This is a genomic window from Bacillus sp. FSL R5-0512 (assembly GCF_038593295.1).
Classification (GTDB): Bacteria; Bacillota; Bacilli; order Bacillales; family Bacillaceae; genus Bacillus; species Bacillus safensis.
In genome coordinates this window covers 3,190,053-3,215,577 of the sequence record NZ_CP151982.1, presented here as the reverse complement: position 1 = coordinate 3,215,577, position 25,525 = coordinate 3,190,053, and the positions used below count along the sequence as shown (strand labels likewise).

At 42.9% G+C, this 25,525-nt stretch carries 21 protein-coding genes and 1 pseudogene; 15 read left to right on the top strand and 7 right to left on the bottom strand.

Annotated features, from left to right (window positions below; all coding sequences use genetic code 11):
• Nucleotides 1-3 precede the first annotated feature (3 nt).
• The 5 genes from NSQ25_RS16560 to kduI all read right to left on the bottom strand — a co-directional run bounded on the left by NSQ25_RS16560 (nucleotide 4) and on the right by kduI (nucleotide 5,426).
• A complete protein-coding gene (locus NSQ25_RS16560) occupies nucleotides 4-1,149 on the bottom strand; it encodes a Ger(x)C family spore germination protein (protein ID WP_326135250.1) in 1,146 nt (381 codons plus the stop codon).
• On the bottom strand, nucleotides 1,146-2,246 hold the full coding sequence (locus NSQ25_RS16555; RefSeq protein ID WP_326135251.1) for a GerAB/ArcD/ProY family transporter: 1,101 nt from the start codon (nucleotides 2,244-2,246) through the stop codon (nucleotides 1,146-1,148). Before NSQ25_RS16555 ends, NSQ25_RS16560 begins: the two co-directional genes overlap by 4 nt.
• Nucleotides 2,247-2,249: 3 nt before the next feature.
• Entirely contained in the window at nucleotides 2,250-3,716 is a 1,467-nt protein-coding gene (locus NSQ25_RS16550; protein WP_034281156.1) for a spore germination protein, read from the bottom strand.
• Between the two features lie 103 nt (nucleotides 3,717-3,819).
• Nucleotides 3,820-4,590 carry a 2-dehydro-3-deoxy-D-gluconate 5-dehydrogenase KduD gene (gene kduD, locus NSQ25_RS16545; protein ID WP_046313029.1) on the bottom strand — a complete coding sequence of 257 codons (771 nt, stop codon included), beginning with the start codon at nucleotides 4,588-4,590 and terminating at the stop codon, nucleotides 3,820-3,822.
• Nucleotides 4,591-4,598: 8 nt separating this feature from the next.
• The gene (kduI, locus tag NSQ25_RS16540; protein WP_046313033.1) at nucleotides 4,599-5,426 is read right to left on the bottom strand and encodes a 5-dehydro-4-deoxy-D-glucuronate isomerase; all 828 of its coding nucleotides are present in this window, start codon (nucleotides 5,424-5,426) and stop codon (nucleotides 4,599-4,601) included.
• Between the two features lie 259 nt (nucleotides 5,427-5,685).
• On the opposite strand from kduI, the gene NSQ25_RS16535 reads away from it, so the two are divergent.
• The 12 genes from NSQ25_RS16535 to NSQ25_RS16480 all read left to right on the top strand — a co-directional run bounded on the left by NSQ25_RS16535 (nucleotide 5,686) and on the right by NSQ25_RS16480 (nucleotide 19,937).
• The gene (locus tag NSQ25_RS16535) at nucleotides 5,686-6,696 is read left to right on the top strand and encodes a LacI family DNA-binding transcriptional regulator (protein ID WP_041115553.1); all 1,011 of its coding nucleotides are present in this window, start codon (nucleotides 5,686-5,688) and stop codon (nucleotides 6,694-6,696) included.
• 86 nt (nucleotides 6,697-6,782) lie between these two features.
• A complete protein-coding gene (locus NSQ25_RS16530) occupies nucleotides 6,783-7,799 on the top strand; it encodes a sugar kinase (protein WP_211043573.1) in 1,017 nt (338 codons plus the stop codon).
• Nucleotides 7,771-8,370: a bifunctional 4-hydroxy-2-oxoglutarate aldolase/2-dehydro-3-deoxy-phosphogluconate aldolase gene (locus NSQ25_RS16525; RefSeq protein WP_041115555.1), complete on the top strand. Its 600-nt coding sequence runs from the start codon at nucleotides 7,771-7,773 to the stop codon at nucleotides 8,368-8,370. Before NSQ25_RS16530 ends, NSQ25_RS16525 begins: the two co-directional genes overlap by 29 nt.
• 121 nt (nucleotides 8,371-8,491) lie before the next feature.
• Nucleotides 8,492-8,947, top strand: coding sequence for a GNAT family N-acetyltransferase (locus NSQ25_RS16520; protein ID WP_120207835.1), 456 nt, complete (start codon nucleotides 8,492-8,494; stop codon nucleotides 8,945-8,947).
• A 69-nt stretch (nucleotides 8,948-9,016) separates the two neighbouring features.
• On the top strand, nucleotides 9,017-10,018 hold the full coding sequence (locus NSQ25_RS16515) for a sugar-binding protein (RefSeq protein ID WP_034281148.1): 1,002 nt from the start codon (nucleotides 9,017-9,019) through the stop codon (nucleotides 10,016-10,018).
• On the top strand, nucleotides 10,015-11,457 hold the full coding sequence (locus NSQ25_RS16510) for a sensor histidine kinase (protein WP_268412554.1): 1,443 nt from the start codon (nucleotides 10,015-10,017) through the stop codon (nucleotides 11,455-11,457). The genes NSQ25_RS16515 and NSQ25_RS16510 overlap by 4 nt, the downstream gene beginning before the upstream one ends.
• Nucleotides 11,451-12,869 (top strand): response regulator, encoded by a 1,419-nt coding sequence (locus NSQ25_RS16505; RefSeq protein WP_326135252.1) that lies wholly within the window; start codon nucleotides 11,451-11,453, stop codon nucleotides 12,867-12,869. Before NSQ25_RS16510 ends, NSQ25_RS16505 begins: the two co-directional genes overlap by 7 nt.
• A gap of 103 nt (nucleotides 12,870-12,972) precedes the next feature.
• Entirely contained in the window at nucleotides 12,973-14,238 is a 1,266-nt protein-coding gene (locus NSQ25_RS16500; protein WP_326135866.1) for an ABC transporter substrate-binding protein, read from the top strand.
• 56 nt (nucleotides 14,239-14,294) lie between these two features.
• A complete protein-coding gene (locus NSQ25_RS16495) occupies nucleotides 14,295-15,266 on the top strand; it encodes a sugar ABC transporter permease (RefSeq protein ID WP_326135865.1) in 972 nt (323 codons plus the stop codon).
• A complete protein-coding gene (locus tag NSQ25_RS16490; protein WP_065214843.1) occupies nucleotides 15,263-16,084 on the top strand; it encodes a carbohydrate ABC transporter permease in 822 nt (273 codons plus the stop codon). The genes NSQ25_RS16495 and NSQ25_RS16490 overlap by 4 nt, the downstream gene beginning before the upstream one ends.
• A 147-nt stretch (nucleotides 16,085-16,231) precedes the next feature.
• Nucleotides 16,232-17,182, top strand: coding sequence for a mannose-6-phosphate isomerase, class I (manA, locus tag NSQ25_RS16485; RefSeq protein WP_024426280.1), 951 nt, complete (start codon nucleotides 16,232-16,234; stop codon nucleotides 17,180-17,182).
• Between the two features lie 124 nt (nucleotides 17,183-17,306).
• Complete coding sequence (locus NSQ25_RS16480; protein WP_326135864.1) at nucleotides 17,307-19,937, top strand: N-acetylglucosaminidase; 2,631 nt, start codon at nucleotides 17,307-17,309, stop codon at nucleotides 19,935-19,937.
• Nucleotides 19,938-19,954: 17 nt separating this feature from the next.
• Here NSQ25_RS16480 and NSQ25_RS16475 read toward each other — a convergent pair whose 3' ends face one another.
• Both NSQ25_RS16475 and NSQ25_RS16470 read right to left on the bottom strand, forming a co-directional pair.
• Entirely contained in the window at nucleotides 19,955-21,145 is a 1,191-nt protein-coding gene (locus tag NSQ25_RS16475; protein WP_081124910.1) for a CDP-glycerol glycerophosphotransferase family protein, read from the bottom strand.
• Nucleotides 21,146-21,156: 11 nt separating this feature from the next.
• Nucleotides 21,157-21,927 carry a WecB/TagA/CpsF family glycosyltransferase gene (locus tag NSQ25_RS16470; RefSeq protein WP_176967165.1) on the bottom strand — a complete coding sequence of 257 codons (771 nt, stop codon included), beginning with the start codon at nucleotides 21,925-21,927 and terminating at the stop codon, nucleotides 21,157-21,159.
• A 359-nt stretch (nucleotides 21,928-22,286) separates the two neighbouring features.
• Between NSQ25_RS16470 and tagD the strand changes: the two genes are divergently transcribed.
• The 3 genes and pseudogenes from tagD to NSQ25_RS16455 all read left to right on the top strand — a co-directional run.
• A complete protein-coding gene (tagD, locus tag NSQ25_RS16465; protein WP_008343212.1) occupies nucleotides 22,287-22,676 on the top strand; it encodes a glycerol-3-phosphate cytidylyltransferase in 390 nt (129 codons plus the stop codon).
• Nucleotides 22,677-22,773: 97 nt separating this feature from the next.
• Nucleotides 22,774-24,240 carry an alpha-glucosyltransferase N-terminal domain-containing protein gene (locus tag NSQ25_RS16460; protein WP_326135863.1) on the top strand — a complete coding sequence of 489 codons (1,467 nt, stop codon included), beginning with the start codon at nucleotides 22,774-22,776 and terminating at the stop codon, nucleotides 24,238-24,240.
• A 63-nt stretch (nucleotides 24,241-24,303) separates the two neighbouring features.
• Nucleotides 24,304-25,440, top strand: a pseudogene (locus NSQ25_RS16455) (CDP-glycerol glycerophosphotransferase family protein); the annotation flags it as partial.
• Between the last annotated feature and the right edge of the window lie 85 nt (nucleotides 25,441-25,525).

The following is a 25,525-nucleotide window of genomic DNA, read 5'->3' as shown; positions in this document are numbered from 1 at the left end:
GTATTACCATTTGAAGCTTTTCGTTGCACCTTCTGCACCAAAGTTCAAGATGCTCACTTTGATGTCATACGTTATGTCTGCTTCTTGAAATAGTTTGTCCCATTCATCTCGATGCTGATCCCAATATTCAGGATACTTAATACGAAACTGCCGGCTAAAAAAAATAGGATCAACACCTACTTCATGTTGCATATGACTGACCGTTTTTTGTATGCGCTCTTTAATTTTATGAGAAAAAATCTTCTCAAATCGTTTAATGTACTGTTCATCGTATGAGTTTTCCGGGGGATATTGATCCTCTGACAATTTTCCATTTGTTTGTACACTAACGTTAAATGAAACCTTTCCGTCTTTCAGGTAGGGTTCAATTTTGGTTTTGGCTTTCTTAATTTCATACGTAATTGGAAAGCCTTTATAGGTGGCAGGTACAACGCCGCCTGAGATACGGTCCATCACCCAGTTTAAATATTGTACATCCTGTGCAGAAATGAAACCGATCAGCTTTCTTGTTTTTCCGTGAATGATACCTGCCCCATCATAAATAAGTTCACCGTCTACCGCATCTACACTTTGTACAAGGAAGCTAATGCCCATCTGAAAATAATCAGATGCCCGGCCAATACGTGTTGGCAGTGCGATCTTCCCGTTAAAGCTTCGGTTTTTGGATGTTTCGAAGATATGTTCAACCGGAACCTTTTGCTGTGATTTCAATTTTTGATTGATGACTTTTGACGCATCACCTCGTGACACGAGGAGATAGCTGCTGCGCCGAACCTCATCATCTCGAATAAAATGATTGAGTGTTCCTTGAATATCGTGATGCTCCGCCTGGGTTTTGCCGAACAAGAAGATTTTCAGGTGATCACTATAGATCGGCGGGTCCTTCAAGGCGACATTACTGACAGCCTCCAGCACATTTTTTCCCTTCGAGACGACATTCACATAGCCGGGAGAATCGGCTTCTTGTGTTCCGCCTGTTTTCGGTACAAGGTTTTGATAGGTCAGCTTAACTCCATTCTCATCTTGTTCATCAATGCCAACACCGCGTACAAACGATAGTTTTTCAATATCCTTTAAGTCCCAGCAGCCTGCTGATAGAAGGAAAAGAAAGCAGGATAAAAAGAATAAAAGTACACGTCTTCCTCTCATGCAGAACGACCTCCCCATTTTTTGCGTATCATCAGCAGGGCAGCTGTAATAAAAGGAATGGCTAAAACCGCGAACAATGCGTAGCCGAGTAAAGTAGAATAGTAAAAGACTTCATTAATATTTTTAGGGAAAAGTGAGAGGGCTGATGTAATCAAAAATAGCAGCCATAACAGTCTCGTTAAATTGGTTGTTTTAAAAACGGTGAAACAGCCTTTAATCGCAAACTGGAAAAATCCCAGCATACAAATGAACTGCTGACACGTCCAGATCGTCAGTAAGAAAATATCAAATCGTTCGATAAACACCCCTTCAATTTCAAGCGCTTGAATGAGGGACACCGTCGGCCAGGTGAGAGATTTCGTTTCACCCACGGTCATGGAGCCAATCACAATAAAAAGTGTGAGGGAGTACACGAGAGACGTAATGCCAACGCCGATGGCAGCTGCCCATTTTGCCTTCGACCATTTGTCTTTATAAATGAGTGGCACGACAAACAAAATCACTTCAAAGCCTGTAAATTGAATAAAGGTTTGAGAGAACAGTTTACTAAAATCTTTAAAACCATGCGCCATCACAGGACGCAAATAATCAAAATCAAATATTTTCAAACAAAACAGCATGAGCGCTATGTAAATGACCATGGTGATTGGATAAATATAGGTCACCATTTTGACAACTGGAAAGATACCGCTTTTCAAATGATAGATCGCCACAAGTAGAAAAATCATTACAATCACTGCCATGGGAGTCGATTGCAGGAGGAAAAACTGGACCACTTCGCCGAGAACACGTGCCTCAAAGCCGACAATGCCTAGTAAATAGGCGACCAGCATTAAATTAAAGATCGTCCCGAAGAATGCCCCTGCTCCTTTTGTATTTGACTCAAAAATGGTGTCTGGTGCATTCTTTTCGGCAATCCACCCCAACAAAAAAGCAACGAAAGCAAAGATGACTCCCTGTATTAATACAATGATCCAGCCATCAGGGTATCCTGAATTGGCAGAACTGCGTGGAATGGTTAAAATTCCAGCGCCTATCATTGTAGAGCTGCAGAGGATGGTGACTTGTAACAATGATAGCCTTTCAGGTCTGTACATCGTTTAATCTCCTTGTCTTTTGAGATTTTTTATTTTTGCTGTTTTTGGTCTGGATTTAAATAGCCCGATTGGTAAACGAACGTACGTATCCTTTAGATCTGAAAACGGTGAAGACAACACTGGTGTGAAATAGTCAAAACCAAAGGTCTTTAATTGCATCAAGTGACAAAGCACAAATAAATAACACATGATTAAGCCGTATAATCCAAACAATGCTGAACTAAATATCGCCATAAACCGCAAAATACGCAGTGGAAAACTAAAGTCATATGACGGTGCCGTGAAGTCAGCCAATGCAGTCAGTGACACAATAATCACCATTAAGGCACTGACGATATTGGCTTGGACAGCTGCTTGACCAATAATTACGCCGCCAATGAGCCCAATTGTCTGTCCGATGGCTCTTGGAAGCCGTAGTCCAGCTTCACGCAGCAGCTCTATCGTAAAAGACATGAGAATGGCTTCGACAACAGGAGGGAAGGGAACATTCTGCCTGCTGCCTGCGATGGTGAGTGCCATTCTTGTCGGTAATAAACCGGGATGATAAGAGACAAGTGCAATGTAAAGCCCGGGTAAAAAAATCGTGAGGAGCACGGCAATATAACGAAGTAAACGCAAAAGAGTCGCGCTTGTCCACCTCTGATAATAATCTTCCGGAGATTGCATTAAAGCTGTAAGTGTCATAGGTAAAATAAGGGCAAAAGGAGTCCCATCGAGCAAAATGGAGACTTTTCCTTCAAGCACAGATGCTATCACCCGGTCAGGACGTTCTGTGTTTTGAATCTGTGGAAAAATGGAGATGTGACTGTCCTCAATCAGCTGTTCAATATAGCCGGTTTCAGGGATATCATCCATCTTGATTTCGGTCATGCGTGATAGCACATCTTCTACTAGTTTAGGATCAGCAATATCACGAACATACACAAGAGCAGCGGATTTTTTATTTCGAGTACCTATACTCACCTTTTGAATCACAAGGTGAGGATCGTTTGCCCGCTCACGGAGTAAAGCCGTGTTTTTTTCAAGATTCTCAATAAATCCGATCCGCGGTCCTCTTACAAGAACTTCAGATTGCGGCTCTTCTACTTCTCTAAATTGAAAAAGATTCGTATGGAGCGCAAGCGCTTGAGCCGCTCCATCTACAAATAAAATAGCCCTGCCGCTATATAACTGCTCGATGGCAAGGTTCATATCATCCAGCACATCACTTTGAATGCCAAAGAACGTTTTTGAAAGGGAGGAAAGTGTAGCAGAACCAACCTCGGTGATGTCGAGTTCCTTTTGCATAGGTGAAATGATTTGCTTAGAAAGCATCTCAAATTCTGTGAGTCCTTCAACGTACACGAGACATGCAGAAATAGTGGAAGGACCAAATGAAAAAGAGTGGAACACGATATCATCACTTCTTCCGGCAAAGCTTTTGACACGCTTAATGACGGACGCTATATCTTGTTCAATACGACTTTTCATAATACCTCACCCTCATCACATGTTTTTTATAGAGTGACTCGGAAGGTGGAGAATTATGCAAATAGAAAAAAGAGAATCCCCTAATAGGAATTCTCTCGTATATTTATCTTGCAAGCCAGCCGCCATCAACAGCTAAAATGTGGCCGTTCATATAATCAGAAGCTGGTGAGCTAAGGAAAACAGCCGCACCGGCTAGATCCTCAGGTTTTCCCCAGCGCCCGGCTGGAATTCGTTTCAGAATCTCTTCATTTCGATTTTCGTCGTCACGAATGGCTTGTGTGTTATTGGTCGCAATATACCCAGGCGCAATCGCATTCACTTGAATATGCTGGCTCGCCCATTCGTTGGCAAAAGCTTTCGTCAGCCCTGCGACAGCATGCTTACTTGCTGTATAAGCAGGGACAAAGACGCCGCCTTGAAACGATAGAAGGGAGGCGATATTGACGATTTTCCCTTGCCCATTTTTCAGCATCTGCTGTCCAATCTTTTGTGTGAGGAAAAAGAGACTGTTGATATTCACATCCATGACCGTATGCCAATCTTCCTCTGAATAGTGAGCCGCCTGCTCTCTTTTGATCGTTCCAGCATTATTGATTAAAATATCAATCGTATGCTTCTTTAATATGGCGTCGACAGCCTGCTTTGCAGACTGAGGGTTAGAAAAGTCAACCTGAACCGCATGAAATGATCGGCCTGCCTGTTCGACAAGTGCCTTTGTTTCTTCAAGCGGTGTATGGTGATATGTGCCGATGATATCTGCTCCTGATTTGGCAAGCGCCACGGCAATGCCTTGCCCAATACCGGTTCCAGGGCCTGTCACAAGGGCTGTTTTTCCTTCAAGGGAAAAGAGGGACGCTGCATATGAAGTTGTCATCACTTTCGTTACCTCAGCTGATCCATTGGAACAAAGTCCATATCTTTGAATGTATAGTTTTCTCCCGCCATTGCCCAAATAAATGAGTAATTCGCTGTACCTGAGCCTGAATGAATGGACCAGGCAGGTGAAATGACTGCTTCCTCATTTCCCACAACAAGATGTCTTGTTTCAGATGGCTCCCCCATAAAATGAAAGACCCGTGCATCCTCTTCGATATCAAGATATAAGTACACTTCCATCCGGCGATCATGAATGTGAGCGGGCATCGTGTTCCATGTGTTATTGGTTTCAAGCTGAGTGATGCCCATCATGAGCTGACAGCTTTGGATGCCGTCTGCATGGATGACTTGATACAGGTTTCGAACGTTGGAAGCAGCTGCTTCCCCTAAGTGGTTTGGTGTTAATTCTGCGATGGCTGCTTTTTGCGTAGGATACGCCCTGTGAGCCGTGGCTGATACTAAATAGAACTTGGCCTGCTCGCCTGATGAACTAGCGAACTGTACATCTTCGTGACCAAGACCAATATATAAGAAATCTTTATGCTCCAGCACAAAGGCCTCACCATCAACAGTGACCGTTCCTTGTCCGCCGACATTTACAATCCCGATTTCTCGTCTTTCAAGAAAATACTCCGTCCGTAAAAAGTCTCCGGCATCTAGTGTGATCGGCTCTGCTGCCGGCATGGCTCCGCCAATCACCACGCGGTCCTCATGCGAGTAATAGAGCTTTAATTCACCACTGACAAACAGCGTAGGAATATGAAAATGACGACGAAGTTCCTCTGTTGTAAAACGTTTGACCTGCTCAGGATGTACAGCATAACGATTTTCCATTTGGATAAGCCTCCCTTTCCATCTGAAACAAATATTGATATTTATTTGGTATCGGTTTCAAGGAAAATTCTAGAGGAAAAAGAGAGCGCCGTCAACCGTTAATTTGAAATCGCTTTCTTTTTCTCTGGTTAGACAAATTTTTGCCATCATCATGCAAAAAAATCTTCTGAAATGCATTCAATTATGATATGCTTTTTTTAAGTTTATTTGAAATCGGTTTCGAACCAAATGAGAAGATCAATTGTGGGAGTTTTTTTGAATGAAAGAGAAAAAGCAAACGAAAGTCACCATTAATGAAGTTGCAGCTTATGCAGGGGTCTCAAAATCAACTGTATCCAGATATATCAATGGCAGAACAAATGAAATTTCTTCAGAAAAGGTAAAAAAAATCAAGAAAGCCATTGAGGAACTCCATTATCGTCCGAGTCAGCTTGCTCAAGGATTGAAAGTCAGAAAAAGCAAGGTCATTGGGTTTATTGTAGCCGACATTACGAATCCATTCTCTGTGGCAACACTTCGCGGGGTCGAAGAGATTTGTGATGAATATGGATACAGCATTATGGTGTGCAACACAGATAATCGTCCAGAAAAAGAACGGGAAATGCTCCTAAAGCTGAATGCACATTATATTGAAGGGCTCATCATCAATACGACAGGACAGAACAATGACATTCTGGAGGATTTTCAGAAAAATGGTGTGCCGATTGTTCTTGTGGACCGGAAGCTGCCTGAACTGAAAGTCGACACAGTGACCACGAATAACCGTGATATCACCATCCGGCTGCTTCAACAAATGTATGAGAAAGGCTATGATCATATCGCTTTCTTTACTGAGCCTGTCGATGGAATCAGCCCTCGTGAAGAACGAAAGGAAGCATATGAACAGACAGCTTTGAGTAAACAGAAGAAGCCGATCATTGCAGAGATTGATTTAAAGCAAAAGGAACAAATGCGCGAAGAGATTGTCCGTTTTTTACAATCAAACGAACAGAAAAAAGCGATTTTAGCCGGTAATGGATTACTCATGCTGAAGCTGATTAGTGAACTTGTAGAGCTTGGGGTGAAGATTCCTAAAGAGATAGGCATTGCAGGGTTTGATGATACAGAATGGTATAAGCTGATTGGACCTGGAATCACAACGGTTGCCCAGCCATCTCATGAAATGGGGAAAGCAGCCATGCAAAAAATCAAGACACGGCTAGAAGGGGATGAAAGTGCGCCCCAAACCATTCAGCTTGATGGAGAAATCATTGTGAGGAAATCTTTATAAACGATAGGCAGAGAAGAGTATACATACGTGCATGCTCTCTCTTTTTCAACTGATTTGAAACCGGTACCGAGGAAGGGGAGAAATGAGTGAAAGCATTGGATGCGGTCACATTTGGGGAATCAATGGCGATGTTTTATGCAGAGGAAGCCGGAGAGCTTCATCAAGTGCATACATTCCAAAAGGCGCTTGCTGGTGCAGAGAGTAACGTGGCTGTCGGCTTGGCGAGGCTGGGCTTTCATGTGGGATGGATGAGCAAAGTTGGAGCAGATTCACTTGGCACATTTATTTTAGAAGAGCTTCAAAAAGAGGGAGTCGATACAAGTGCAGTACTCCGTTCAAATGATGGGTCTCAAACGGGAATCTTACTTAAATCAAAAGTGATGGATGGAGATCCTGACGTCACGTATTATCGAAAAGGCTCTGCTGCGAGCACAATGAGTCCAAGCGACTTTCCCGCCGCCTATTTCAAACAGGCAGGCCATCTTCATATGACTGGTATTCCACCTGCCCTATCCAGTGGAATGAGAGCGTTTTCTTTTCGTGTCCTTCAAGAAATGAAAGAAGCGGGCAAAACCATTTCATTTGATCCAAATCTTCGGCTTCAGCTGTGGGAAGAGGAGGAAGATATGATTCATACGGTGAATCATATCGCTTCGCAAGTGGATTGGTTTTTTCCAGGGCTTGCAGAAGGGCAAAGGCTCACGGGTTATCAAGAGCCAGAAGAGATTGCAGATGTTTATTTGCAAAAAGGTGTCAAGCTAGTGGTCATTAAGCTAGGGGCAGAAGGCGCCTTTTATAAAAGTGCAGCCGGTCAGGGAATTGTGAATGGCTTTTATGTGCAGGATGTCGTAGACACAGTTGGAGCTGGTGATGGATTTGCAGTGGGGGTCATCAGCGGCTTGCTTGACGGCTTATCAGATGAAAAATCTGTGACAAGAGGCAATGCGGTTGGGGCACTTGCAGTGATGTCACCGGGCGATAAGGATGGACTGCCTACCCGGGAGGAGCTTCAGGCTTTTATGAAAGAAGCCAAGCGATATCAAAGGCGGGAGTACATGAAAGGGGATGAGAGATATGGGAAAGTCAGCAAGTTTGAGCGTTAAAAAGCAGCTAGCGTCTTGTAAATTGATCGCAGTGGTGAGAGCGGATAGTGAAGCAGAAGGTATTGAAATGATTGAGCGTTTAAAGAAAAAAGGAGTCCGTGCCATTGAAGTGACGTATACCACGCCAAATGCTGAACGCATCATCGCATCCTTCCAAGAGGAGCAGGACATCATTGTAGGAGCGGGAACAATTACGACGCTGGAGCAGGCACAATCAGCCATTGAGGCAGGCTCACAGTTTATCGTTAGTCCAGGATATCTTCCTATGATTGGTGAACATCTCTCATTTTACGACACACTCTATGTACCAGGTGTCCTCACCCCAAGTGAAATCATGCAGGCGAAAGCAGATGGCTACTGCTTGCTCAAGCTATTTCCAAGCGGCTCCTTCGGTTTATCCTATATGAAAAACCTGCAAGGTCCATTTCCAGAGATTGAATTTATTCCTACGGGCGGCATTCATCCAGCTGATGTTCCAAAGTGGCTCAAAGCAGGCGCGGTGGCTGTCGGTGTCGGAAGTCAGCTTGAAAGCAGTACAGCAGAGGAATTACAAGCAGTTCTTTCTTCATAAATACTTGTCAAACGAACAAACAACTGGCTCGTTGATGCCGGTTGTTTGTTCGTTTATCTGACATAACAGCAGATGAAATTTCAACTCTTCACGTACAATGTTCGTGAAGGAGTGATTGAAAATGTATATTCTACAAGATGAACTTACAGATGGACGAATTGACCAGCTGATCACCGCACATATAGAAGAGATGAAGGAGCATTCGCCGCCAGAAAGCATTCATGCCCTTCCATTAACTGATTTAAAAAAACAGGATGTCACCGTGTGGAGTGTGCGGGATGGAGAGGAGCTTCTTGGCTGCGGAGCGTTAAAGGAACTGTCAAGTAAACATGGGGAAATCAAATCGATGAGAACCGCAGCCCTCCATATGCGAAAAGGTGTAGCGAGGTATATGCTGAATCATCTTCTCCAAGAGGCAAAACGGCGCGGGTATACACGTGTCAGCTTAGAGACAGGGGCAATGGCTTTCTTTGAACCAGCAAGAAAACTATATGAGAGCGCTGGATTTCAGTATTGTCCGCCTTTTGGTACATATCAAGAAGATCCAAACAGTTTATTTATGACAAAGGAATTATAGAGGTCGAGAGAGTATGCTTATAAGCAGCTCTTTTTTTTATGCGGAAATAGTGGGAAGGAGGAGGACACGGTGAAATTATCTAAGTGGATCGGAATGAGCGCATTTCTCACATTTTGTGTGGTATCTGTCATCTTCTTAACGTTATTAGGTCAAGATTTATTTAAAATTGAAAGCGCTTCCGATGAAACGGCGTCAACGTATCAATACCATTTTGTTCTTGTACCGGAGGAACTTGATAACGAATATTGGCAGCTTGTACAAAAGGGAGCTGCGGATGCGGCAGACGTTCATCACGTATATCTAGAATATTTGGGCCCAAAACAGGCGGATGTAGACGATCATCTGAAAACCATTGATATGGCGATCGCTGGGCATGTTGATGGCATTATGACGCAGGGACTTGATGCTAAGAAATACAAACCGCTTTTTCAGAAGGCGAGGGAAAAAGGCATTGATGTCGTCACCGTCGATACGGATGCAGAGGGGAGCAAGCGTCAAGTGTATGTAGGGACGGACAATTATTATTCAGGTTTTATCGCAGGACAGGCACTCATCGCAGATACAAAAGGTGAACAGTATGTAGGAATTGTCACAGGCAGGCTGGATGCCATTCATCAAAAGCTGCGCGTCAAGGGCTTTCGAGATGCCGTCTCTGCTGAAAAACGCATTCATATTGCTGGAATAGAAGAATCAGCCATTACGAAGTCAGGTGCCTCAGGTGCCGCTTATAAACTATTAAACGATCATGCAAAGCTCACCTCATTTTATGGCACAAGTGCATTAGATGGTGCAGGCATCATCCAAGCAATTGCACAGTATCGATCATCCACTGATTTTTATGTGCTTGCATTTGACACATTGCCTGATACGATTCAGGCGCTTGATGATGGGACAATTGATGCCGTCGTCGTGCAGCATCCTTATGAAATGGGCTATCAAGCGGTTGAATCGCTTGTTCGTTTGCAGAAAGGTGAAAAAGAAGAACCGCTCCAGTACACGGGAACGAGTGTGATCCGGCGCGGGGATCTGCCTCTTCAGCAAACAGACAGAAAGCAGGGGATGCAGCCATGAGAAAGATTCGAAGTAAGCTGTTATTAGCATTTTTAATCCTTGTGCTTCTTGGCAACGTAGCCGCTTTTTTTGTCTACTGGAGCAGTTCAAAAATCACATCAGAATATAGCCGGAGCTTCCGTTCTTTTCTCTTGCTCAATGATATATCAACAGAGGCGAAAACGATGTATGAAAAGGTCAATGCCTATGCCATTGAAAAGGATCGGAAGTTTGCCAAAGAATATCTTACGTCAAAACAGAAAATGAAATCATACGATCAAGCGCTGCGAAAGGATGCCGGTCTTCATGCGGCAATTCCTTCTATTGAAAAATATCAATATATGATGCGGACGCTCATCAATGAAAGTGATGCGACCATGACACATGTGAAAGCAGGGAAAATCGAAGAATATGCTGCAAGTGTGAAGGAAGTGAGAACCGTCTCCTCCTATATACAAGAGCAGACGATGACCCTGCTTGATGATGAATTATCTGAGTATCAGATACTCTATCAATCTCTTCAAAAAAGGCATCAAACCTATGCGCTCTTTACCTTATGCCTGTTTACGTTATCAATCGGGGTCGCCTTATGGATGGCGTATATGATTGCTGGCGGGATCTCAAGACCCATCGTTCATCTGTCCCGAAGTGTAAAAGAAGTATCAGAAGGAAATTTTGATGGAGCGAATTTGCATGTTACCACAAAGGATGAAATCTCTGTTTTAAATGAAGCCTTTCAGCGAATGCGGCAAGAGATGAAAATGATGATTGAAGAGATCAAACAAAAGGCAGCATTAGATCAAAAAATCAAAGACATGAAGCTAAAAACGCTGCAAAACCAAATGAACCCGCATTTTTTATTTAACACATTAAACATCGTTTCACGGATGGCTTACTTAGAATCAGCAGAAGCCACATCGAGGTTGATTCAATCCGTTTCCACGCTGATGCGGTATTCGCTGTCTGCTCTAAGTACATCCGTTACATTGGAACAAGAAGTGAAAGTGGTGAAAGAATATTTTCATATACAAGAAACGAGATTTGCCGATCGTATTACGTGCAAAACCTCCATCGATGAATCATGTTTATCTGTGCATATCCCAAGTCTTACCTTACAGCCGCTTGTCGAAAATGCCTTCATTCATGGCGTTGAACCAAAGGAGGAAGAGGGACTTGTTGAGCTCTCGATCTATCAAGAAGGCGGCTATGTGATGATTCAGATTCAGGACAATGGAATGGGCATCAATGAACAGGAGAAAAGAAGATTGCTGTCAGAAAAAGAAGAGGAAGATCCGAACATACTGAGTAAAGGCCACTCGACAGGAATCGGTCTTCGAAATGTAATGTCAAGACTGCGCTTGTTTTACGGGGTGCAAGATGCCCTTCAAATTGATTCAAAGCCAAACGAAGGCACCACCATACAATTGGCTATTCCGATAAAGGAGGGACCGGCATGCTGAACGTGCTGATTGTCGATGATGAAAAAATAGAACGGCTAGCGATGCGGAAGTTCTTAACCGAATGGCTTCCAGAGTGTCATATAGCAGGAGAAGCGGAAAATGGAAAGAAGGCGGTTGAATTCGTGCGGTCTGAGCCCATTCATCTTGTGCTCATGGATATTCAGATGCCTGGCATGGATGGACTGACAGCGATCAAACAGATCAAAGCAAGCAGTCCTCATACAAAATTCATTATGCTGACAGCCTACGATACATTCGATTACGCCAAGCAAGCGATGCAGGAAGGGGTGAAACAATACCTCGTCAAACCAGCTGACAAGGATGAAACCATCGCAGCCATTCGATTTGTAGCAGCAGAGATTCAGCAGGAGGCGTCTCTACGGCAGGAGGCAGCGGCCGATCAGCAGTCAAAGTGGCTTGAAGCGCATGTCATGAACGGTCAATCTTATACCGAAATGGAGTTTCAACAACTATTTTCCGAATATGAAGCAGGTCTTATCATTGCTGTGCAACGGACAGAAGGAGATCAGCTGTTGATCGATTTACAGAAATCTGCACGATTTCATACGGTGCCGATTCAGATGGGGGGAGAACTGTTTACATGTCTCATTTATAGTCAGCAGGGACCAGGTCAGCTAAAGGCAGAGGTGCTGCAAGCCATTCGAGCTGCCATGACAAACGGTCAGCCTTCACCTGTCGTTGGCATAGGGCATCCAGTCTCAAACCCGCTTCATCTTCAGAAAAGTGCAGCAGAGGCGAAGCTTTCCTATTATCAGCGAAAAAAGAGTGGCGGCGTTGTTCGTTATGGCTTTTACCAAACAGAAGTGAAGCCCCGCCCATTGATTCATCTGCCGGAGCTTGCAGACAGCATGATGCAGGCGCTCGAGGAAGGGAGAAGAGAGGATGCGCTGGCTTTATTTGATGCCTTTGAATTAGAGGGGGCGGCGATTTCGCAGGTAAAAGAACTGCTGATTCTCTTCAAATCACGCCTCCGTACAGACCTATCGATATTGACAATCAGCACCGCTGCTGAATGCCGCCAGTGCTGTGAACACCTATTTGACGTGTATGAAGCGAGAACACAGACCATCAATGACATCGAGCGGGCAAAACGTTACATCAAAACGCATTATTGTGAACAAATCACACTTGAGCAAACGGCCGCTTATGTTGATTTAAGTCCAACCTATTTCACAAAACGATTTAAAGACGAGACGGGTCTGACATTTAAAGAGTATGTGACAGCCTGCCGGCTGGATAAAATCAAAAAGCTCCTCAAAGACAGTACGCTTAGCTTAAAAGAAATTACTTTTCAGGCAGGATATACAGATCCTAATTACGTCAGCCGTGTGTTTAAGAAGATGGTCGGCTGTTCACCGAAGGAATATCGAAAACAGGCCGTAAAAAAATGAAGAATTTCATAAAAAAGTGAAGAAGTTTGCCTGAAAATAAGCAAGGATCTGCCATTATACTTATTTTGATAACGCTTACAAAATAGGGATAGGGGGATCAATTATGAAGTTCAAATTAGGCTTTACACTGCTGGCACTCTGTATGCTTATCGTCACTGCCTGCAGCTCATCGACGAACTCAGAGGCAAAAAAAGAAGGCGGAGCGGAGAAGCTCGAAATTTTCTCTTGGTGGACAGGAGCGGGTGAGGAAGACGGGCTGAAGGCACTCATTCAATTGTTTGAAGAGGAGAATAAAGACATTCCAATTGAAAATGCAGCCGTCGCAGGTGGTGCTGGTACAAATGCAAAGGCTGTCCTGACTAGCCGGATGCAGGGAAATGATCCGCCTGCTACGTTTCAAGTGCATGGCGGGGCGGAGCTGAATGAGAGCTGGGTCGCGGCAGGCAAAATGGAGCCTCTGGATGATTTATATGAAAAAGAAGGCTGGAAAGACAAATTTCCAAAATCACTGATTGATCTTGTCAGCAAAGATGGGAAAATCTATTCCGTGCCAGTGAACATTCACAGGGGCAATGTGCTTTGGTATAACAAGAAAGTATTTGATGATGCAGGCTTAGAGCCGCCAACGACATTTGATGAATTTTTCAAAACAGCAGATGCATTAAAGAAAAAAGGAATCACACCACTTGCACTTGGAGATAAGGAGCCTTGGGCAGCGACTCATTTGTTTGAAAGTGTTTTGCTGGGTGTATTAGGGGCAGATGGTTATCAAAAACTTTGGGCTGGCGAGATGAAAATGGATGACCCGAAAGTGAAGGAAGCGGCAGACATCTTTGGACGTATGCTCGAATACGTCAATGACGATCACAGTTCACGTAACTGGCAGGATGCCTCACAGCTCGTGGCAAAAGGAGAAGCGGCAATGAATGTCATGGGCGACTGGGCGAAGGGGTACTTTGTGAATGATCTTGATTTGAAGGTGAATCAAGACTTTGGATACGCGGCGACTCCTGGAACGGAAGGAAGCTTTATGGTGATCACCGATACATTTGGACTGCCAAAGGGTGTGAAACAGCCAGAAAACGTGAAGAAATTCTTATCTGTTTTAGGATCTGTTGAAGGACAGGATGCGTTTAATCCGCTAAAAGGATCGATTCCAGCACGTGTGGATGCAGATGTATCAAAATATGATGAATACGGAAAATCGGCGATGAAGGCATTTAAAGAGTCAAAACTGGCGCCGTCTCTTGCTCATGGCTCAGCTGCTGAAGAAGGGTTTGTGACAAAAGCGAATCAAGCCGTCAATATCTTCGTGACACAAAAAGACAGCAGTCAGTTTGTTTCATCATTAAAAGATGCAATGAAATAAAGACGAAGGAGGCGGCGGCTAGGCACCGCCTCTTTTTTAAAAAGGAGTGTAGCTTCATGCGCATAGACACATCGCCGATGGCAAAAACACCTGTGCCCAAAGTTAAACGTATGCGGAAAAAACGGAATGGAGACCAGCTGCTGGCGCTGCTCTTTTTAGCCCCGTCAGCAGTATTATTATTCATCTTTGTTTACGGTTTTATCGGCTGGACAGGATATGTGTCATTATCAAACTGGACCACGCTTGTTCCTGATTTCTCTTTCGCAGGTCTTCGCAATTATGTCATGCTGTTTCAAGATTTCCGCTTTCAATCAGATCTTCGAAACACGGTCTTTTTCACTTTATTTTTTATTGGGGCTGTCATTATCTCTGGTCTTGCACTTGCGATTTTACTAGATCAGAAGATCAAGGGGGAATCTCTTTTTCGGAATTTATTCTTCTTTCCGATGGCCCTTTCCTTCGTTGTCACAGGAGTCGTATGGCAATGGATTTTAAACCCGTCAACTGGGGTAAATTTATTTTTGAAAACGCTTGGTATCCAGCCTAAGTGGTATACGGATACGAATATATTGGCCGGATTTGTCTGGGGGAAAATTGAGTTTGGTGTACCTGCGGCCATGATTGCTGTTGTGATTGCAGCTGTTTGGCAAATGACAGGCTTCTCTCTGGCGATGTATTTGGCGGGTCTGCGAGGAATTCCAGAGGAAGTAAGAGAGGCTGCTAGAATGGATGGTGCAACGGAGTGGCAGATTTACTGGAAAATCATTTTCCCTCTTTTAAAACCGATTACTGCAAGTGTTGTCATCATCATGGCTCACATTTCTTTAAAGATCTTCGATTTGATTTACTCGATGACAGGGCCGGGTGCGAACTTTGTCACGGATGTTCCGGGCGTGTATATGTTTGAAATGACCTTTAGAGGAAACCATTATGCAGGCGGTGCCGCCATTGCGGTTGTCATGCTGATCTCTGTTGCGGTCTTTATCGTGCCATATCTCCTGTCGAGCCGGAAGGGGGCTTCATCATGACAGCCAGATGGTTTGTCCGTCCAGTTCTTTATGCTTTATTGATTTTGTGCAGTCTCTTTTTTCTGATGCCTGTTTATGTCATGCTCGTCACAAGCTTGAAGCCATTAGGTGAAGTCACCCTTGAGCGAATGTGGTCGCTGCCATCTACTTTTGATTTTTCAAGCTATCAAATCGCGTTTGAAAAGCTGGCGCCCAATTTAATGAATTCTCTTTATCTTGTCATTCCTGCTACTTTATTGTCAGCTGTATTAGGTGCAATGAATGGCTATGTATTATCAAAATGGCGTTTCAAAGGATCAGAAGTCGTCTTTACGCTGATGCTGTTTGGGATGTTTATTCCATATCAAAGTATTCTGATCCCGCTCATTCAATTTTTGCGTGAAGTCGGATTGTATAATTCAATTCCAGGGCTTGTGCTTGTCCATGTCGTATATGGGCTTCCGATCACAACACTCATGTTCCGAAATTTCTATGTGAGCATCCCAGATGAAATGATTGAATCGGCGAAAATGGATGGCGCAGGGTTTATCGGGATTTTCAGACATATGATTCTGCCGCTTTCGATCACAGGATTTGTTGTGGTGGCCATTTGGCAGTTCACAAATGTGTGGAATGAATTCTTATTTGCAGTCACGATGACCACTGCGGAGCATCAGCCGGTGATGGTTGCCTTGCAAAATCTATCAGGCAGTCAAATTGTGCAATGGAACGTCCAAATGGCAGGGGCGATATTGGCTGCGCTGCCGACCCTGCTCGTCTATATACTTCTTGGAAAATACTTTGTCAAAGGGCTTCTCGCAGGCTCTGTCAAAGGGTAAAATATTTTTTGTGTTATCGTTTTCATTCGGTGTACTGAAAGGATTGACTTCTCTTTAGATAGCGTCATAATAAAAGTTGAGACTTACTAGTTTTCATCAAGCTAGGTAAGGATTATCAAAGGGTAGCAAAGGGAGGAGTCATCCTGAATGAAGCAGTCACCAATTTTTTTACTGCCTGAATTGAAGGAGAGAATATGGGGAGGTACAGCCTTAAGGGATCAATTTGGCTATGATATTCCTTCTGATCAAACGGGAGAATGCTGGGCAATTTCTGCTCATCCAAACGGGCCAAGTGTCGTGCAAGACGGTCCATATAAAGGGAAAACGCTGATCGAACTCTGGGACAATCATAGAGAATTGTTCGGGGGGATAGAAGGCGACCGCTTCCCGCTGTTAACCAAAATTTTAGATGCAAACCAAGACTTGTCCGTGCAAGTACATCCAGATGATGATTATGCGGAAAGACATGAAAATGGCGAGCTTGGAAAAACAGAGTGCTGGTATATCATTGACTGCAAAGAAGGAGCAGAAATGATCTATGGGCACAATGCAAGAACAAGAACTGAGCTTGTCACCATGATGAATAGTGGAGATTGGGAAGGTCTTTTGCGGCGGGTGAAGATTAAGCCTGGTGATTTTTATTATGTGCCAAGCGGTACCATTCATGCGCTTTGCGAAGGAACGCTTGTCCTTGAAACGCAGCAAAGCTCAGATACAACTTATCGCGTATATGATTATGAACGAAAAGATCAGGATGGCAATGAACGTGAACTTCATTTTGCGCAAGCGATTGATGTCACAACGGTTCCTCATGTAGACGGGTATGCAGATGAATCAGTTGAAACACGCCGGGGAGTGACCATTCGTACATTTGTCGAAGCAGAATATTTCTCTGTGTATAAATGGGAAATTGATCAAAAAGTAGAGCTTTCGCAGGATTATCCGTTTTTGCTATGCAGTGTGATTCATGGAGAAGGGTCTTTAGAGCATGACGGACACACATATCCACTGCCAAAGGGCGCTCATTTTATTCTGCCGGCTGAAACAGGAAGCTTCTCAATTGAAGGATCTTGTGAACTGATTGTGTCGCATATATAAGGAAAAGAGGACTTCGAGGGGGTCCTCTATTTTTCTATTGCATAAATGACTTGAAAGAGTACTTGTTTTTGTCGATAAAGAGATTAGTAGACTATTATGCAAAGTTAAGAGAGGGACAGGGAACGTGAAAAAAACCATCAAGATTATGTTACTCGCAGCTGCCTTTGGTATGACATTACACACGGGTAAAGAAGCGCAAGCAGCCTCCTATGTCGATCAATCCATTTATACGATGAACACCTCAAAAGTATTTACAACAGAAGCAGAAGTGAAAAAAGCAGTGGAAACACTGAAGAAAGACAAAAAGTGGACAGCCACTTATCAAACCTCAGGAAATACGTCGACCTATCAGCTCACTGCTTCAGGATATGATTCGCAAGCAGCAGCGAATGCAAGTGCAGCTGCATTAAAAAAAGAAGTAGGCATGAGCGGTACGGTGTCTCCAGTAGGTGACCGCCTTCCTTTACAAAAGGTCGTATCTGATCCAGTTAATGATGAAAGTCAGGCGAAAAAGCTTTCACTCGAACTAACGAAAACATCAGGGCTCAATAGCTCCTATGAAGTCATCAATCAAAGCAAACCTTCTTATCAGGTCATATCAGGAGCCATTGATTCTGAAACGAAAGTGAAAAATATTCAAACCGAGCTGCAAAAGCAGGCAGGCGTCACCAGTACATACCAAACCGAAACGAAAGCTGGCACTGTGTATCAGCTGATTTCAAGCGGTATTGTTGGACAAAGTAAGGCGAATACCATTCTGCAAGGCTTTCAAAAGGCATCCGGCTTAACAGCAGTGCTTCAAACGGTGACAGCAGGTAAGCCGTATTACATCGTCACATCCGCTGCACAAGCGAACCAGTCGAAAGCACAGACGCTTCTTACTCAACTGCAAAAGGAAGCAAAGATCAGCGGGAAGATTCAAAAGACAGGTGCTTTAAAAAATGTCTACAGCTTGGAATCAGGCTATTTTAAAGACAACAAACAAGCAGCTTCAGCTGCAGCTCAGATTAAGAAACAAACCGGTGCTGCAGGTACTGTGCAGCGCGTGGGAAAAACAAAAAATTATATCGTGAAGCTCAATCAATTGAACGATACAGCTTACGCCAAAACGGTAGCCTTTTTCAAGAAAAAGAAATGGCGCTACACGTCCAAAAAGATTTCTTCTACACAGCCATATCAAGTCGTGACGGGAAACCTTTTAGGAGATGACCAAGTCAAAAAAGCAGCGGCTTTCTTCCAAAAGAAAAAAGTATCTGCGACAACGAAAAAAACTGGCAAGGTATCAGACAGCACGTATCGACTCGTCGTCAATCAAGCAGTGGACCAAGCGAAAGTGAATAAAGGGGCCGCCTACTTAAAAACGCAGAAGCTGACAAGCAGCATAACCACAAGTAAGGGACAGGCTGTCAGCAAAACGTATAGTCTCAAAACAACACCTGTATTTGAACAAAGTAAAGTGAAACAGGCTCAAGAGATTATCAAAAAAAATGGCGTTGCCAGCAGTACAAAAATGCTGACAGAAGCGGTCAAGCAATACCGTATCACGACAGAGCCGACAGTGAATCAGACAAAACTGAATCAAGCACTCAGCTATTTGACGAAACAAAAAATGAAGGCCGCTGCTCAAAAAACAGGCGCAGCCGATTATGCTCAATATCAGATCAAAACAGGTGCCATCTCAACCGCTGCACTGCGTGACCAAGGCTTGGCATTTTTCAAAAAACGGAATGAAACCGCTGCGTATACAACCACAACGAAACCAGCTTACAAAATCAACATTACGCAGCAATTTACAGGATTAACAACTGTAAATGAAGCCATTGCTTTTGTGAAAAGCCAATATGGCTGGACCGCCACAGCCGTAAAAATTAAAAATGGCCCAATGGTTATGCAAACGAACTACAACCTTACTGTCAATGAGATGGTCAACAAACAAATGAAGGTGTCGCCACAGACAGATGGTGCGGCCTATGTCTATGCAGCATATGTAGACCAAGCAACATCGACAGTGAATACGGATGGCTTAAATGTCCGTTCTACACCTGATTCGAGCTCTGCAAGCAACATTGTGGCACAGCTCAATAAAGGAGCAAAAGTAAAACAGCTTGGGAAAGAAGGGAACTGGATCAGGATCAACCTCGGCTGGAGAAATGCAAGTGCAGCAGAGGTGCAAAAATATGTAGATCCAGCTAATATTGCAGAAGGCACGCAATCTTATTTTCAATTTCTGAAACTCTCTGAAGCTGCGAATCTCAATCCAGCAGAGGTCAATTCAAAGATTTTAGCAGGAAAAGGGATTCTTGCGGGTAAAGGACAGGCCTTTATTACAGCAGCAAAAACGTATCATATCAACGAAATTTATCTTATTTCTCATGCGTTGCTTGAAACGGGTAACGGAAGTTCCATTTTAGCGAATGGTACAATGTATAATGGAAAGAAAGTTTATAACATGTATGGCATTGGCGCATATGACAGCAATCCGAATTATCTTGGTGCAAAGTATGCGTATGAACAGCAATGGTTCACGCCAGAGGCTGCCATTATTGGCGGAGCAAAATTCATTGGCAACAGCTATATCAATAATGCCACATACAAGCAAGATACAATTTATAAAATGCGCTGGTCGGCTGCAGCGACTCATCAATATGCAACAGATATTGGCTGGGCTTCTAAGCAAGTCACTCGCATGTATAGTTTGTATAACCTGCTTGATGACTATACGCTGTATTACGATATCCCGGTGTATAACAAATAAAAAAACGTCCGTGCTTCCTAATGAGAAGCCGGACGTTTTTTGTGTAGGAGCAGCTGCTGTTCAATAAATGAGAGGAGCTGCTGACTTGATTGTCCCTTTGAATATTGGTTCCATTCCTCAGCAAAGGTTTTGATTCGTTCTTTATTGTTTAATGCGTTTAGGTGCAAAAGCTCCTGCAAGAGCATGTCTTGAGTGACGCAAGCCTTACCAGGAATGATGTCTTCATACCGGTCGACTAAGCCGCGTTTCTCCCGATAAGTGTCTAAGTCATAAGTGAAGAACAAGACAGGCTTTTCGAGCAGTGCATACTCAAACACAATGGACGAATAATCTGTCACCAGGACATCACAAGCACAAAGCAATGGATAGAGCGGCTGATCGGACACATCAAATATCCATTCACCGTCTGTTTCTGCTTTCGCTAAATGTTTGACCGCAGGATGAAGCTTGATGAGCAGAATGTAATCGCCATTCAGCTCAGTTTGCAGCTGCTCTTTTGAAAAAGGCAGCACAAGACCGTCCATTGCAAAGTCTCGATAGGTCGGTGCATAGAGCAGGATCTTTTTCCCTTTTGGAACATCATTCAGCTTCAAGGAAGGCTGGTGCTGTTCATAGTACACATCCGTCAGTGGTACACCAGTTGGTAAAAAGCGTTCATCTTTGACCCCAAACGAGGTCTTGAAAATCTCACGCATGTGATCTGAGCCTGTCACGATGTAATCGAAAGACGCATAAACACGTTTGAAGCGTTCGATGTCACGTGGACTCCGGCCAGAATTTGAAGCATCTTCAAGCCCGAACTTTTTCAAAGCCCCATTGGCATGCCAAACTTGAATACAGGTGGTAGAAGGCCGTTTTCTGAGTACACTCGTCATGAGAAAGTAATTATCCGTCACGACAACCTTGCTTTTAAACATCGTATACATACATTGAATGAGATGGAGAGGATTTTTTTCATGAAAATAGCGAAATGACAGATGAGGCCCGTCCTTTTCTATCGCAGAAGCATGCTTCGTATAGAGGATAGTGAGCTTCATTGTCATGTTCGCCTGTTGTTGATAAGTATGAATGAGAGCAGCCGCATTCTCTTGGAATGAAACAAGCAGCGTCACCTGGTTTTCACGAGGTTTCACGCCGCTCATCAGCCATCCAATGAAAGAAATAAAAGCTGCGTAACATGAAATCATCATTGAGCGTATATTCATCATTTATCAGTCTCTCACAGCTGCTTCGTCTGATCCTTTACCTGCTCAGGATAGTAACGTTTTTTTCCTTTGTTTTCTTTCAATACGGCAAAAGCGTACTTAGGAATATTGAGCATTCGTTTCCATCTCCATGGATTCACAATCAATCTGTACAGCCATTCTGTATTTGTTTTAATCATCCAGCGTGGTGCACGCTTCACCGTTCCGCTAAATACATCAAAGCTTCCGCCTAAACCGATGCAAACAGCCTGCGGGAATAAATGGCGGTATTCGTAAATAAAGTTCTCTTGATTTGGATAACCTAATGCAACGAACACCATATCAGGTTTCGAGCGCGCGATTTGCTTCGCTACGAAACGTTTATCGGCTTGATAGCCGTCACAGCTTCCGGCGAGGACCACATTTGGATATTCCGTATCAATTCGCTGTTTCACAGCCTCAAGCACTTCTTTTTTCGCACCATATAAAAAGATTCTTTTAGACTGCTTGTTTGCTAGGTCAAGCATAGACATGAAGACATCAAAGCCGGCAATTCTTGACTTAAGCGGACTTTGGGTCATGCGGGACATCAATACGACGCCTACGCCATCCGGCAGTACATAATCCGCAGATGAGACGACTTGATGGTACGCATGATCCTTCATGACGGCATAGCCTATCTCTGGATTGACAGTCGCAATCATGGCGCCTCTTCTCTGAGAAATATGATGCTGGTTCATATAGCTGATAAATTCATCTAAGTCGCCGTTTACATAAGAAAGGTTAGAGACCACTTCTGTTTGCATTGTTTAGACCTCCTTTTTATCTTGTTATCTATGAACGTTCATTGTAAATTCATTCTTCGCCTACTCATCATTTTATCACAGATGCTCCATGAAATATTAACAATAACTTTACAAACCTTTAAATTTCATGACATTTTCATCATTTCATCTCGACGATCCTTTGTGAAACATTGATTCCTCGGACTTTTCCTCCTGCGCCCAATAAATTGGAAATAGTTTGTCTTTACATCCGCTTAACGTTTGGTGGGCGCTGTGATATAATGAGGTTCCGAAGAGCGAATCGAATATCACAGAATTACGGATAAATTACTGCACGAATGCAGTCGAATAAGGATTGAAGAAAGGAGTTTATGTTTGCAATGAAGAAAGTTATTACTTACGGTACATTTGATTTATTACACTGGGGGCACATTAAGCTGCTAGAACGTGCAAAGCAGCTCGGAGATTACTTAGTGGTGGCCATCTCTACAGACGAGTTTAACTTACAAAAATCTAAAAAAGCTTATCACAGCTACGAGCATAGAAAGCTGATTCTTGAAACCATTCGTTATGTAGACGAAGTCATTCCAGAAAACAGCTGGGATCAAAAAGTCCGTGACGTGCAAGAGCACGATATCGATGTGTTTGTCATGGGAGATGACTGGGAAGGTAAATTCGATTTCTTAAAAGAACATTGCGAAGTCGTATACTTGAAGAGAACAGAAGGCATCTCGACAACACAAATTAAGGAAGAAATTGCGGGACTTTAATAGATCGAAAAAAAGTACTTCTTATCTTTTGGTGAGAAGTACTTTTTCATGTAAAATACAATGAGCAAGTCATCATTATTTTTAAGGAGAGCTTCCTTTGTTTCAAAATTGGATGAAGAAAAAAGTTGAAGACACATTGGATCAATCTGAACAACATGAAACAATGGCATCAATGGACGTGCCTGATATGGATTATTACTTTATTATGGGTGATGTGCCAAAACAGGATGAGAGCTTAACGAAATCTTTAAAGGCAAGAATTAAGCCTTTGGCTGATCAGCATAAACGTACTGCAGTTTTAACTTTAAATTACGATGCAAATGTGAAAGAACGTATTCACAGCTTGGAGGAGACATTTCCTAACCAAGTGGACATCTTGAATGTATTTGAACACTATATCTTACCGGAAAGCGGAAGTAAAAGACGTTACTCAGAATTTATTGCCGGTGAATCATCACATCAGATCAATGAAGCTACTTTTCCAGAAGGTGCATCCACGATTCAAGTGACGAGATATGAATTGCCTTCTTCTCCCATTTGTTATATTGATCAATATAATGAAGAGCAGCAATTAGTGAAGAGGGAAGAATACAATTGGCAGGGCATTTTGTGCAGAGTACAAAGCTTTGTTCCACATTCAGGTGCTCTATACTTAGAGGAATTAATCAATGACGACGGCAGCATCTATATGGAGATCATTTATCCTGGTGATGCAAAAAAGAATCCAGTTCGGCATATTAATTGGTATAAAAAAACAGGAATTCAAACATTTACAAAGAAGACGGATATTAAACAATTATGGCTATCCAGCATTCAATCACAAAATGACCGTTTGAAACTGATGATCACAGAGGACCGTGATCAAGACCGCCACCTGTTTAAAATCGATCAGCCTGAAACAACCTATTACGCTGCATTTGTGCATCACGCGCATTATAAGGAAGATCTGCATCAATTCAATTCTCAATATGGAGAATTATTTAAACAAATAAGAAAACAGCAAGTGGATGCTGTCTTTTTTGGGGATACTAAACATAAAGAAGATGTCGAAAATCTATTGGGAGAACAAGCCTATTTTTATCTTGTTCCTTCTGACGAAGAAACTGTTTGGAATACGGCGATTCATCATATGCTCGAAAATCGTGAGCATAAAGATGAACTGAGAGGGATCGTTGACAGCATGAAATGGGTCTTGCGTGATCTAAGCTCTGAGCATCATGTTCTTCACCTTCAACTCGAGTTAAAAGATGAAATGAGTCATGCGGATCATGTGCAAATTGATTTCGCAGGATATGATCGAGTGAATGGAGCTGAAATCATCTATCAAACAATCGATGAGAACCATCAAGTCAGCTTCCCAATCGGCCATTTTCAAACAAAGAAAAACATTGAAATCAACCAAACGAAATTTGTGGATTTTTACATTCGTTTTAAAACAGAAGAACTTCAAGAGGTTTTGCAAAGGGTAGAAGTAGAAGGAGAATTGCTTACAAATAAACCATCGTCCATCGATGGATGGTCATATCAAACGAAAAACGGATATTATTCATGGAAGATAGGTTGAAGAATTTTGAAAGCATGTGAAATTAAATTGAAAAAAATTCTAACGATTATGTATATAAGTATTTTTAAGTTCTTATTCAGGCTTGTCAGTAAGCTGCCTCATAATCAAAAAACGGTTGTTTTTGAAAGTTTTAACGGAAAACAATTCAGTTGTAACCCGCGTGGGATTTATGAGTATATGAAGGAACATCATCCTGAATATACGCTGATCTGGAGCGTTAAAAAGGGTCATGAAGCACCGTTTAAGGAAAAAGGCATCTACTATATCAATCGTCTGTCATTGAAATGGATCTTTGCGATGGCAAGAGCTGAGTATTGGGTTGTAAACAGCCGTTTGCCGCTATGGGTTCCAAAGCCAGATCACACAACATACTTGCAGACTTGGCACGGTACGCCGTTAAAACGGCTGGCAATGGACATGGACGAGGTGCATATGCCTGGAACAAACACGAAGAAATACAAAAAGAATTTCACAAAAGAAGCATCGAATTGGGATTATCTCATTTCTCCAAATGCCTACTCGACTGAAATCTTTACACGTGCGTTCCAATTCCAAAAGACCATGATTGAGTCAGGATATCCGAGAAATGACTTCCTTCACAATCAAAACAATGAAGAAACGATGAGAGCACTGAAACAAAAAATGAACCTGCCGTTCGATAAAAAATTGATCTTATACGCACCGACATGGAGAGACGATCAATTTTATAAAAAAGGACAGTACAAATTTGATTTAGACCTTGATCTGCATGAGCTGAGAGCTGCAATCGGAGATGAATATATCATCATTCTGCGTATGCACTATCTAGTTGCTGAAAACTTTGATTTAGGGCCGTATGAAGGCTTTGCCTATGACTTCTCTCATTACGAAGACATTAGAGACCTTTATATGATTTCTGACCTGCTCATCACAGATTACTCATCTGTGTTCTTTGATTATGCAAACCTCAAACGTCCGATGCTGTTCTATGTGCCAGACATTGAAACATATCGTGACAAGCTCAGAGGCTTCTACTTCGACTTTGAACAAGAAGCACCTGGACCACTTGTGAAAGAGACAGCAAGTGTCATTGACTGGGTGAGAGAAACAGAACAGCCAGACTTTACACTACCAGCTTCATTTGCACCGTTTTATGAGAAATTCTGTTACTTAGAGAGCGGGGAGTCGTCGAAACGGGTGGTTGAAGTGGTATTTGAATAAATAAAATAATAGGATAAAGGCTTACAGCTAACGGCTTGTAAGCCTTTTATCATGATATAAAGTGAAATATTCCTCAACATCTGTT